Origin of the sequence: Halocola ammonii (assembly GCF_049334165.1) — a bacterium.
Classification (GTDB): Bacteria; Bacteroidota; Bacteroidia; order Flavobacteriales_D; family Sanyastnellaceae; genus JBEGHD01.
Map to the genome: position 1 here is coordinate 168,803 of NZ_JBEGHD010000007.1, position 12,324 is coordinate 181,126.

Annotated in this window: 9 protein-coding genes; 2 read left to right on the plus strand and 7 right to left on the minus strand. The window is 44.5% G+C overall.

What is annotated here, in order from left to right; all coding sequences use genetic code 11:
- Positions 1 to 3: 3 nt before the first annotated feature.
- The 4 genes from ABHV44_RS09040 to ABHV44_RS09055 all read right to left on the minus strand — a co-directional run bounded on the left by ABHV44_RS09040 (position 4) and on the right by ABHV44_RS09055 (position 3,439).
- Positions 4 to 648 (minus strand): response regulator, encoded by a 645-nt coding sequence (locus ABHV44_RS09040; protein ID WP_459074356.1) that lies wholly within the window; start codon positions 646 to 648, stop codon positions 4 to 6.
- A gap of 5 nt (positions 649 to 653) precedes the next feature.
- Positions 654 to 2,165 carry a sensor histidine kinase gene (locus tag ABHV44_RS09045; RefSeq protein WP_459074357.1) on the minus strand — a complete coding sequence of 504 codons (1,512 nt, stop codon included), beginning with the start codon at positions 2,163 to 2,165 and terminating at the stop codon, positions 654 to 656.
- A gap of 2 nt (positions 2,166 to 2,167) precedes the next feature.
- Positions 2,168 to 2,602 carry a response regulator gene (locus tag ABHV44_RS09050; RefSeq protein WP_459074358.1) on the minus strand — a complete coding sequence of 145 codons (435 nt, stop codon included), beginning with the start codon at positions 2,600 to 2,602 and terminating at the stop codon, positions 2,168 to 2,170.
- Between the two features lie 105 nt (positions 2,603 to 2,707).
- Complete coding sequence (locus ABHV44_RS09055) at positions 2,708 to 3,439, minus strand: hypothetical protein (protein ID WP_459074359.1); 732 nt, start codon at positions 3,437 to 3,439, stop codon at positions 2,708 to 2,710.
- Between the two features lie 140 nt (positions 3,440 to 3,579).
- On the opposite strand from ABHV44_RS09055, the gene ABHV44_RS09060 reads away from it, so the two are divergent.
- Positions 3,580 to 6,006 carry a ligase-associated DNA damage response DEXH box helicase gene (locus ABHV44_RS09060; RefSeq protein WP_459074360.1) on the plus strand — a complete coding sequence of 809 codons (2,427 nt, stop codon included), beginning with the start codon at positions 3,580 to 3,582 and terminating at the stop codon, positions 6,004 to 6,006.
- Between the two features lie 143 nt (positions 6,007 to 6,149).
- Positions 6,150 to 8,471: a TonB-dependent receptor gene (locus ABHV44_RS09065; RefSeq protein ID WP_459074361.1), complete on the plus strand. Its 2,322-nt coding sequence runs from the start codon at positions 6,150 to 6,152 to the stop codon at positions 8,469 to 8,471.
- A 65-nt stretch (positions 8,472 to 8,536) separates the two neighbouring features.
- Here the strand turns inward: ABHV44_RS09065 and recN are convergent, their stop codons facing one another.
- From recN to coaBC, 3 genes are read right to left on the minus strand one after another with little or no spacing between them, the layout of a single operon-like run.
- Complete coding sequence (gene recN, locus ABHV44_RS09070) at positions 8,537 to 10,195, minus strand: DNA repair protein RecN (RefSeq protein WP_459074362.1); 1,659 nt, start codon at positions 10,193 to 10,195, stop codon at positions 8,537 to 8,539.
- Between the two features lie 18 nt (positions 10,196 to 10,213).
- Positions 10,214 to 11,107, minus strand: a complete 894-nt coding sequence (gene porD / locus ABHV44_RS09075) for a type IX secretion system protein PorD (protein ID WP_459074363.1) — start codon at positions 11,105 to 11,107, stop codon at positions 10,214 to 10,216.
- The gene (gene coaBC / locus ABHV44_RS09080) at positions 11,104 to 12,306 is read right to left on the minus strand and encodes a bifunctional phosphopantothenoylcysteine decarboxylase/phosphopantothenate--cysteine ligase CoaBC (protein WP_459074364.1); all 1,203 of its coding nucleotides are present in this window, start codon (positions 12,304 to 12,306) and stop codon (positions 11,104 to 11,106) included. Before coaBC ends, porD begins: the two co-directional genes overlap by 4 nt.
- Positions 12,307 to 12,324: the final 18 nt, after the last annotated feature.

The following is a 12,324-nucleotide window of genomic DNA, read 5'->3' on the forward strand; positions in this document are numbered from 1 at the left end:
ACGTTAAGAACCTACAGCCAGGTCGTGGAGCATGATGTACTTCACAAGATCTGAGTTGTTGTCGAGATTCATTTTGTCCAAAATTCTGGTTCGATAAGTGCTGATAGTTTTCACGTTGAGCGAAAGCTGAGCCGCAATTTCACTTATCGTTTTTCCTTCACCGATGTAAAGCAAAACTTCGTACTCCCGATCTGAAAGTGTTTTGTGTGGTAGGTCGGTGTGGTCGTTGCTCATCTCTCTGTAGAGCAATTTCGTAATCTGCGGGCTCAGGTATTCACCTCCATCGCGGATAGTGCGAAGAGCTGTTATCAAAACCTCTGGAGCACTGTCTTTATGCAAGTAGCCGTTGGCACCTGCTTTCAGCATTCTAATAGCAAATTGATCTTCCGGATACATGCTGAGCACCAAAACTTTTATTTCAGGATGCATCGACTTTAGTTGCTTTAGCACTTCAAGTCCACTGCGGCCTGGCAGCGAAATGTCTAAAACCACAATGTCTGGCACTTCCTTGCGCAGAGAACCAATCAATGCTTCACCGGATGCAATGTCATCGGCAATGATGTCAAATTCATTGAAAGAACTGATGATTTGCTTTAGTCCTTCGCGAACTATTTTATGGTCATCACAAATTACTACTTTGGTTTGCATAGCTTTTATTTGAGGTTTTCTATTTCGAAACTTATATGAATTTGAGTGCCATCCTCATGACCACTCTCAATGTGGATGTCACCATCCCATTTTTTTATTCTTTCACGGATACCGAATAGTCCCATGCTCTTTGATTTTCGAGCTTTCTCGAGATCCATTCCCTGTCCGTCATCTTCTATTTCAAGGTGGAGTTTGTCGGCTGTTTTATAAAACTTAATATAAGCATTTTCTGCTTTCGCGTGTCGAGCTATATTGGTAAGAGCCTCTTGGGTCACCCTGTAGATGGCCGTAGAGAAATCCTTTCCAAATGTCATGTCCCCCGTATCTATTCGAAGGTGGCAATTGATCTCATGGGACTTTTTGTAGTTCTCCACGTGCCATTCGAGAGCCGGAATCAATCCAATGTCATCGAGAACCACGGGTCTAAGTTCGTGTGCAATTCTTCTGACGGTCGATATGGTTTGCGTGCTCAAATTGATGAGGTATTCGATCTTTTCCTGGAGCTGATCATAGTCAGCCTCTTCCAGGCCTTTTTGTTTGAGATGTTGTTGCATCCAGTAGAGACCAAGCTTGGTACCAGTAAGTTCCTGGCCTAGCTGGTCGTGGATTTCCATCGCAATTTTTTTCTTTTCCTCGTCTCGCACGGTTTCGAGGTGCTGCGTTAGGTTATGCAACCGCTCGTTCAGATCGCGCAAATCCAGTTCGGCTCTTTTCCTCTGAGTGATGTTTGCCGGGATAAAAACAACAGCGTCTACTTTGCCATCTTTCAGCACAGGTCCGATACTGCACATGTACCACTTCGATTCGGGATCATCTTCTTCTCCCTCTATTTCGATCTTTTGTTTTTGCGCTGTTTCGAAACAGGTCTCAATGCTGGTTTTCAGTCTGTCGTGATTTTTCTCGATGATAAAATCATAAATCTTACGACCCTTCAACTGTTCGCGACTGACGTTGGAGAGTTTGCGATTGGCATAGAGAATAACCCCATTGCTATTCAGTTTGTAAATCTGTTCTGGAGCACTTTCTGCCAATGCTTTAAAGTCTTCTTCGCTCTTCTTGAGTTCATACGAAGCGCGTTCTTTGAGGACGAGTGTCTTTTTATTTTCCAGTGCATTTTCAATGGCAGAAGGAAGACGACCCATCGAGTCTTTCAGCACGTAATCATCGGCTCCGGCTTTCATGCAGGCCACTGCCGTTTCTTCATTAAGTGAGCCGGTGCAAATTATGAAAGGAACGTAGGAGTTGATGCTTTTAAGGTCTTGCAGAGCTTCCATTCCGGTGTATTGCGGAAGTGTGTAGTCCGAAAGTATTATGTGTGGCTTGAAGGTAGCCAAAGCATGTAAATACTCATCTTTGTCTTTAACATGCTCAATCTCTTTTTCGACCTGAAGTTTGCGAAGTTGGAGCTTTATCAATTCAGCATCAGTACTGAGGTCTTCGAGCAGCAAGACTCTCAGTGGAGCGTTTTCCTCGTCCACAAACAAAAAACTATGAGTAGCTGAACTAATTTCTGTCATTTCTAATTTAACGTGTTATTCACTTTTAACCAGTAATGAGCAGCTTCGATTACCGCTCTTCGATGGGCTGTGAACTCTATAGGTTTTACGATATAACTATTGGCACCCAGGCGATAGGCTTTCTCAATGTCGCTGTCTACTGCAGATGAGGTGAGGACAACAATTGGAATCGTGCTGAGTGATTTATCAGTCTTGATCTTCTCCAGGACTTCAAAGCCATTGAGCTTGGGTAACTTCAAATCGAGAAACACGAGTTTCAACCGACTAAGCCTTGTGGCCCTGTTATCAGTATTTCCGGTGAGATACTCTATGGCCTCAACACCATTCTTAACCACGGTAATGTGGTCACCGAGACTTTCCTTTCTCAATGCCAGGAGCGTCAGCTCGGCATCCTGAGGGTTGTCTTCCACAAGTAATATTTCAGAAGATGGTGTCAACTTTCGATTATATAGATTGGCTAATTACAAAAATAAAAGTAAGGCGTAAGAGCGCACAAAAAAAGGGGCCGAAGCCCCTTTATCAACTATTTTCATTGGAAAAACTTAACCTACGATTGTATTGTAGGTCACCATGTATTCCTTATCGTCTTCAAAGTACTCTTTTCCAAGAGTCAATAGATCTTCGGCCTGAGATCTCATGCCCTCGCTATCCATGTATTCAGAATAAACGATAAGAGCATATTTGAGAAAATCCTTTTGTTCGTGACCAAGGTGATCAATTCCTTTTTCCTGCATTAGCTTTTTGGCCATGGCTTCCGACTCTTCAGCATCTCTCTTGGATCTGGATTTGCGAAGTGTGTAAGCCATCATCAGGTGAGCTCCAATGTCTTCTTCATCAATATCTACGAGATATTTGTAAAACATCTTTGCTTGAATAAACTTTTCCTGGTCGAGCAGAGCATTGGTTTCTACGATTGCCACTTCGCGAAGCTGCGACATATAGCGTGAAAACTCTCCCATGTATTCGTTGTCGCGGTCTTTTCTGCGGAAACGAGCTGCATACTTTAGCGCGTCTTTAAATGCTTTTGGATATTCTTCTGAATATTCCGGCTTTTTAGACATGTGGAAATAAGCCATACTCATGTAGATGTAAGGAACAGGATCTTTCCTGGTGTCATCATCCATCTGGTAGTTTTCGCATTTTCTCAATGCCTTTTCAAAATCTTCATCTACAATGAGCTTAAGGAGCTCATCGTACTCAGGTCGTTGTGCATCCACTTTTTGGATACTTCCGATCATTAATAAAATTGAAAAGGCCAGTAATACTTTTTTCATGGTTATCTATTTTCTGATTTCACGCCAATTATTCAAATTCAATGCCTAAAATTACGATGATTCAAACTGTAAATCAAATTAGCCGCTGGAAACATCGCCTAAATCACTTTGTTGACAGTCGATTGAAAGGTTATTGAAATTTGAAAAAGATTTTAGATTCTGCTGAAAATTGGTTTGAAAGTCGGGGGTGGAAGCCTTTTCCATTTCAGACCGAAACCTGGGATGCTTACCTCAATGGTTGGGATGGCATCGTGAATGCGCCAACTGGAAGTGGAAAAACCTATTCATTATTGGTTCCCATAGTTTTGAAGGCCGAACGGAAGAAGTTGAAAGGTGTTAGAGCTATATGGATAACGCCAATCAGAGCCCTGGCTAAAGAGATTAAGACAAGTGCAGATCGTTTTTTAAAGGAAAATGAAATTCCATGGAGAGTGGCCATTCGCACTGGAGATACGCCTCAGGCTGAAAAGGCAAAACAGAAAAGGTCGCCACCTGAACTTTTAATCACTACCCCCGAAAGTCTTCACCTGCTTTTGGCTCAAAAGAAATACGACTCTTATTTTAAGAATTTGGATGCGGTGGTGGTTGACGAGTGGCACGAACTAATCGGCTCCAAGCGCGGTGTGCAGATGGAATTAGCGCTGTCCAGACTAAAAAAAGTTTGTAATCAACTTCGGATTTGGGGGATTTCGGCAACTATTGGAAATCTCGATGAAGCCAGAAATGTCTTGCTTGGCACAGACCGGTCGAAGGAAGGAAAATTCATCAAAGCCGACATAAAGAAAGAAATTGAGCTGAGATCTGTAATGCCCGATGAGGTGGAACGCTTTCCCTGGGCTGGACATCTTGGCATTAAGTTGCTGCCAGAGGTGGCAAAGATAATTGATAGCAGCACCTCCACATTGATCTTCACAAACACTCGATCTCAAGCTGAAATTTGGTTTCATAGACTGCTCGATGCCCGGCCAGACCTTGCAGGAGTTCTCGCCATGCACCACGGAAGCATCAGTCGTGAAATGCGCGACTGGGTGGAGGAGGCGCTTTACGAAGGTCGGCTAAAAGCTGTGGTTTGTACATCCAGTCTCGACCTCGGTGTTGACTTTAGGCCAGTGGAAACAATAGTTCAAATTGGCGGTCCTAAAGGCGTTGCCAGATTTGTGCAAAGAGCGGGGAGATCAGGTCATGCTCCCGGCCAAAAAAGTACGATTCATTTTGTGCCAACCAACTCTCTTGAACTTATCGAAGCTGCTGCTCTGCGACAGGCAATAGCTGAAAACTACCTCGAGAATAGAACGCCTTACTTGCGCTCATTTGATGTCTTAAGCCAGTACCTGGTGACGCTGGCTGTTTCCGATGGATTTGATCAGAAAGAGATTTTCGAAGAAGTGAAAACCACGCACGCCTACAAAGATATTTCAGAAGAAGAGTGGACGAGAGTTCTAACTTTCATTACCTCCGGAGGTGAATCATTGGGTGCCTACGATGAGTTCAAGAAAGTGGAGATTGTAGATGGGAAGTACCTCGTGACAAGCAGAAGAACTGCCATGCGACATCGACTCAATATGGGGACCATCGTTAGCGACAGCATGATTGCAGTGAAGTTTCTAAAAGGCGGGTTTATAGGGTCGGTAGAAGAGTGGTTTGTTTCTCGACTCAAAGAAGGAGATGTCTTTTGGTTTGCCGGCAGAAGTCTGGAGTTCATCCGGATAAAGGACATGCAGGCGCTCGTAAAGAAATCTAAAAGTAAGAAAGGGCAAATTCCTTCGTGGCAAGGAGGTCGATTGCCATTGACATCGCACATGAGCCACATGCTGAGAAGAAAATTGACTGAGGCCATGGTGAACAATAAACTGAAAGATCCGGAGCTTGAAAAAGTCCAACCACTCTTAAAATTCCAGGAAGATCGCTCGCATGTGCCTCTCGATGACGAATTTCTAATAGAAAAATTCACTACAAGAGAAGGCTTTCACGTTTTAATGTATCCTTTTGACGGTAGGCTTGTTCATCAGGGAATTGCAGGATTGATTGCCTATCGAATTTCTAAAATGGTGCCCATTTCGTTTTCTCTCGCTTTCAATGATTATGGATTTGAGCTGCTGAGCGATTCTGAAATCCCTATCGAGAAAGCCATTGAAGAAGGTGTTTTTGAAACCAAAAACCTCTATGCAGATTTAAGGGCGAGCATCAATGAATCGGAGATGGCCCGCAGAAAGTTTCGCGACATTGCCAGCATTTCCGGCCTCGTTTTCAAGGGCTATCCCGGCAAGGCGGTCAAAGAAAAACACCTGCAGAGTTCTTCGCAGCTTTTCTACGATGTATTCGAACAGTACGATCCCTCCAACTTGCTCCTCAATCAAGCACACGATGAAGTGCTCGAGTTTGAGTTGGAATTCCAGCGCTTTCATGAAGCGATGGAAAGAATCGGTAAACAGAAAATTATAGTGAAATCTCCACAAAAACCCACACCTTTTTCTTTCCCCATCATGGTTGATCGGCTCAGAGAAAGGCTCAGCAGCGAGAAGCTCGAAGACCGAATAAAAAAGATGAGCCTGCAATTTGAAGATTAATCTGCGTTAGGTACTCGTTAGAAATGTAAGATTGCTCAAAAATTGGCGACTGGCAGAACTGTGAGAAGCAAAATCCCACGCTTTAATTGTTACTTTTGCCCGTCTCGGTCCGAGATTTAAACCTGTTTTTAGACGTGTAAGGAATGATAAAAAGACTTAGTATTCTCTGTTTCCTCCTCCTGGGAACACTGGCAGCCTTTTCTCAAGGCTCCATCCGTGGTTTTGTGTATGATGAATCAAATGGTGAACCAGTAATTTTTGCCAACGTGGTGCTCGAAGGAACTTCTTTCGGGATTTCCACAGATGTGAATGGTTACTACTCCATTACCGATGTGCCGGCTGGAACTTACACTTTGATTATTTCTTCAGTGGAGTATCAGAAATTTACCGAGGAAATTGAAATCGTAGACAACAAGGTGAAGAGTAAAAACTTCAACCTGAAGAAAGGTGTGATTGAGCTCGAAGGTGCTGAGATTTCTGCCGAAAAACAGGAGCAGAAAACGGAAGTAAATATGTCTGTGGAGACCGTGAGGCCTAAAGAAATTAAGCAGCTACCATCAGTTGGTGGCCAGCCCGACCTCGCGCAATACTTGCAGGTTTTGCCTGGTGTGGTTTTCACTGGTGACCAGGGTGGACAGCTTTACATTCGAGGTGGATCTCCTGTTCAAAATAAAGTGTTGATGGACGGGATGATCGTTTATCAACCGTTTCACTCTATCGGTTTGTTCTCTGTTTTCGACACGGATATCATTCGAAATGCCGATGTCTACACCGGAGGATTCAATGCGGAGTTCGGAGGAAGAATTTCCTCTGTGATGGATATCAAAACACGCGATGGTAACTCTGTAGAAACTGCCGGAAAAGTTGGTATCAGCCCTTTTGCTGCCAAGCTTTTGCTCGAAGGTCCCATCAAGAAGAGAGCAGAGAATGGAAGCTCGATTTCTTACCTCGTTTCCATGAAGCACTCCTACCTGGAAGAAAGCTCCAAGTTTTTATACAGCTACATCGATGAGGACGGGTTGCCTTTCAATTTCACTGACATCTACAGTAAAATTACTTTTAGCGGGTCTAACGGAAGTAAGTTTAATCTCTACGGTTTCAACTTTACCGATGACGTACGCTATCGAGGCATTGCCGATCTAAACTGGAGAAACTACGGTGCAGGTGGTAATTTTGTGGTGATTCCTTCTGGGTCACCAATGCTGATTTCTGGTAACTTCTCCGCTTCGAATTATGTTGTTTCGCTGAATGAAGAAAGCCTTCAACGCGACCTCACAAGAAGATCAGAGATCGGTGGGTTCAACTTCGGGCTCGACTTTAAGTACCTCAAAGGGGAAGACAACATCCGCTACGGACTTCAGGTAGTTGGAAGAAAAACCGATTTCCAAACTGTCAACCCTGTTGGTCTCAAGGTTCAGCAAGTGGAAAACACTACCGAACTCGGTGGTTACCTCGTTTACAAAAAGACCATTGGAAACCTCATTCTTGAACCGAGCTTCAGGTTGCAATACTATGCATCACTCACTCAGTTTTCTCCTGAACCACGTCTCGGAATCAAATACAACGTGAATGAGCGATTTAGAGTGAAAGGTGCAGTGGGCCGTTACTCTCAAAACATCATCGCTGCTAACAGCGATAGAGATGTTGTAAACTTGTTTTATGGCTTCCTCTCGGGGCCACAGAATCTTCAGGATGAATTCTACGAGCAAGACGGAGAAGTGCGCGAAATCGAATATCCGTTGCAAACTGCCAACCACTACATTGCCGGTTTTGAGTTTGACATTACAGAGAAAATCAACTTGAATGTAGAAGGATATATCAAGGATTTCACGCAGTTGACAAACATCAACAGAAACAAGATATTTAATGACACTCCTGCAAATGCCGATAAGCCAGAAGTTCTCACAAAGGACTACATCGTGGAGTCGGGATTGGCCCGGGGAGTGGATGTTGTCATCAAGTACGAAGAAAAGTATTCTTACTTCTGGGTGGTTTACTCTCTGGGGAAAATCACTCGTTGGGACGGAATTCGCGAATACGCGCCAGTGTTTGACAGAAGACACAACGTCAACCTGGTGGCTTCTCAGGCTTTCGGAAAAGATCACCTCTGGGAGGTTAGTGCTCGCTGGAACCTCGGTTCGGGCTTGCCATTCACCCAAACTCAAGGTTACTACGAAATTCCCAACGTCAATCAGGGAATCAATTCTGATTACGTGACGGACAATGCTGACGAACTAGGCATTCTCTACGCAGGACTCAATGAAGGTCGCCTTCCTGTCTATCACCGATTGGATTTGAACGTTAAGCGTCAAATCACTTTCAAAAACGAAACAGAGATGCAGGTGACTGCAGGTGTGACAAATGTTTACAGCCGCTCGAATGTCTTCTACATCGATCGTGTGACAAACAACAGAGTTGACCAGCTGCCATTCATGCCGTCAATTGGCGTTGAGTACAGCTTCTAAAAATTTGAAAAGAAAAAATTGAAAGTCGGAATTAAGCGAAAAGCTTGATTCCGATTTTTTTTGCTTTAGATCTCGCCCATTAGCTCTCGGGCATTATTCATTGCAGCCTCGGTTGTTTTTTCACCGCTGAGCATTTGAGCAATTTCCTTCACTCTGTCGTTTCCTGTGAGTGGGGTGAGGTAGGTAGAAGTCGAGTTTGAGTCGGTCAACTTATAGACTTTGAAATGGTGGTTCCCTTTTCCTGCAATTTGAGGCAGATGTGTGATTGTGATGAGCTGCATGTTGTTGCTCATTTCCTTCATCACTTCTCCCATTTTGCTGGCGACTTCACCCGAAACACCAGAGTCGATCTCATCGAGAATCAAAACCGGAAGAGCCTTGTGACGCGAAATTGATGCTTTGAGTGCCAACATGACCCGCGAGGTTTCACCGCCTGAAGCAATTTTATCTATCGTTTGCGCCTGATGGCCCTTGTTAGTTTTAATCAAAAAGTCGATGTGATCTTTTCCGAGAGCATCGTAGTTTTCACTTTCGCGGATCTCGGGATTTAGCTCAGCATGAGGCATTCCCACAAAAGACAGGATTTCTTCCACCTCTTTTTTCACCTTGGGAAGTTGTTTCTTTCTTCTTTCTGAAAGGTCTTTGGCAACTCTGGCAAGTTCACGTTCCGCATTTGCCAATTCCTTTTTGGTGGTCTCGATGTCTCCCTCGAGATTGGCCGTGTTATCCAGTTTCTCACGAATACTTTCACGAGTTTCGATTAGTTCCTGAACTCCAGAGACGCGGTGTTTTTGTTCGAGTGAATGAATCTTATTTACCTGATCGGTGAGAAGTGAAATGCGCTCCGGGTCGAACTCTACCTGGTCAGCCGTCTGCTCAATTTCCGAAGCGATGTCCTGAACTTCGATCAAGGCACTCTTTAGCCTTTCAGAAAGGCTCTGGTAATTCTTGCTGAGATGACTGATTTCGCCAATCGCATTGGAGGCATCTTTCAGATTCACAACAACTGAAAAGTCATCTTCATCAAGTTTGGAAAAAGCCCTGGCAAGAGACGACTTGATGTCCTCAGCGTGATTTAAAGTCTGCAGCTCTTCTTCAATTTCTTCGAGATTGAGGTTGTCCAAATTGGCTTCATCAAGCTCCTCCAGTTGAAAATTTAGATAATCTTCATCTTGCGCAGATTGGGCTTGCTTTTCTTCCAGATCTTTAAGCCTGGATTTCAGCTTTCTAAAAGAAGAAAACTTAATGCTGTACTCTTTCAGAACCGTGTCGTTCTGTGCGAAAGCGTCCACGATGCTGAGCTGAAAACTCCTGTCATAAAGAAGTGAGTTTTGATGCTGAGAGTGGATGTCAATGAGCTGCTTGCCGAAGGCTTTGAGCTCATTTAACCGCACCGGAGTGTCGTTTATGAAAGCACGTGATTTGCCCGAAGGAGAGATTTCTCTTCGAACCACAGTTTCCTCATCGAAGTCGAGATCATTTTCCTCAAAAAATTTACGGAGGTTAAACTCGCCAATGGCAAAGTGAGCTTCCACGATGCACTTCACTTCGGGGTTTCTCAGTGTTTTGGTGTCGGCCCTTTCGCCAATGATCAGGCCCAGAGCACCGAGAATGATAGATTTTCCCGAACCGGTTTCTCCGGTAATTACCGAGAGACCGTTGCTGAGTTCTACCTCAATATTTTCGATCAGTGCGTAGTTTTGAATCGACAGTTGACGCAGCATACAAGTTGTGTGAGTTTTTTATCCGGCCAGATCTTCGTACTTGCTGATGTTTCCGGGGTTGATCAGCTTGAGCGTTCGGTAAGCGTTTTGCCTTTCTTCCTGTGGTGCAGGTTTAAAAATCTTCACCAATTCATCAGACTTCACATAAAAATACATCTGAACGTTGTAAGAAATTGGTTTGATTTGGTGAACCTGACGCAGTCCCTGAATCGACTCGAGGATGGTAGCACGCGCCTCGTCCGTTTTGGCGTACATTTTATCAAGCCCGTGACGGTGATACTGGTAAACGCATTCGCGAAGTGGCTCAAAGGTTCTGCTCAAAATATTTTCAACGAGCCAGTACCGGTTCTTTGTTCCGTCACTTGCTCGCCACCCAATTCTACCGCCATTTTGCGCATTCGACACAATGGCCTGAGCTTCTTCGTAGTGATTGGTTCCGCCTTCTTCCGAAAAAGAATCGTAATCCATTCCCAGAATCATGTAGGCGTAGTAAGCCATAATCGAGGAGAGGTTGTCGGTAAACTGCCCACGACTCCAGCGAATGGCCGTGTTTTCCTGATAGTTGATGTGGATGTCCTGATCGTTTACAAAGAAGAGAGGGGTTTTGTAGTCAGATCCGTAAACGGGTCGGCTGCTCTGGATTTGCAGTTGTCCTTTAAATTCGGAAAGAGAAATCTGCTCATTCACAGTCAGCTGCATGCTCACTTCAATCCTTTCTTCAGTGGCAAAGTCATCGTCAGTCCATTTGCGGCCGTTCATAAACTCTTCCATAGCTCGCTCCAGCGATTCGTAAACTCGTTTTTGAGTTCCCTGAATTTGAGGTGTGATTACTGAAATATCACAATTGAGTTCCTGGGCCTGGGTGCCCAAAACGAAAGCAAAGAATGTGAAAAGAAAAAGGAGCTTTTTCATCGGGTTGATCTCTCTATAATTTGATTAACGATTTCTGTTGCCACTTCAGCTTTTGACAGCAACTCAAATCTAACAATTTTATCATCGCTCGAAATGATGCTCACCTTGTTAGTGTCGTGGCCAAAGCCGGCACCTTTATCGCGAAGCGAGTTGAGAACGATGAAATCGAGGTTTTTCTTGTGCAGTTTTTTTCTGGCATTTTCTTCCTCATCGTTCGTCTCCAAAGCAAAGCCAACCAAAAACTGTTTTTCGCTCTTGATTTCCCCCAGAGAAGCCAGAATATCTTTTGTAGGCTCCATTTCAATGCTCATGGAGGCCTCGCTCTTTTTAATTTTTTTGTCAGCTTGGTTTGCGGGTCTGTAGTCGGATACAGCTGCGGCCATCACGGCTCCGTCCGCATTTTTAAAGGCCTCATGACAAGCGTTAAACATTTCTTCGGCCGATGTAACCGCAGTGGAGTGGATGCGTGAATGCGAAGCTGAAAGGTTAGTGGGGCCATGCACGAGTTTCACTTCAGCACCTTTGGCAGCGAGCTCTTCGGCAATTGCAAACCCCATTTTTCCCGAGCTGTGGTTTCCGATGAACCTCACAGGATCAATGCGTTCGTAAGTTGGGCCAGCCGATACCATGTAGGTTTTTCCCTTTAGCGGCAACTCGTTGAAGAAACTGTCTAAAACTGAGACGATCTGCTCGGGTTCGGCCATTCTGCCTTTTCCGGAAAGGCCACTGGCGAGCTCACCATCTTCAGAGTCGATAACGGTGTCGCCTGATTTTATCAGTGTTTCTAAGTTTCGAGAAGTGCTCTTGTGGCGATACATATCGAGATCCATAGCTGGGGCTACAAATACCGGGCACTTAGCAGAGAGGTAAGTGGCCAAAAGAAAATTGTCGCAAACGCCATTGGCCATTTTTGCAAGAGTGTTGGCCGAAGCCGGAGCAACTACCAATGCATCCGCCCAAAGTCCAAGGTCAACGTGGTTGGTCCACTCTCCGGTTTTTTCATTTTCGGTAAAATCAGAAAATACCGGGTTTTTAGACAAGGTGCTAAGGGTGAGTGGAGTGATGAAATCGTGGGAAGTTTTTGTCATCACCACTTTCACTTCAGCTCCGCCTTTTACTAAAAGCCGAACTAGTAATGCCGATTTGTAAGCGGCAATGCTTCCGGTAACAGCTACGATTATTTTCTTCTTGTCGAACATTGGAATAGGATGCAAACA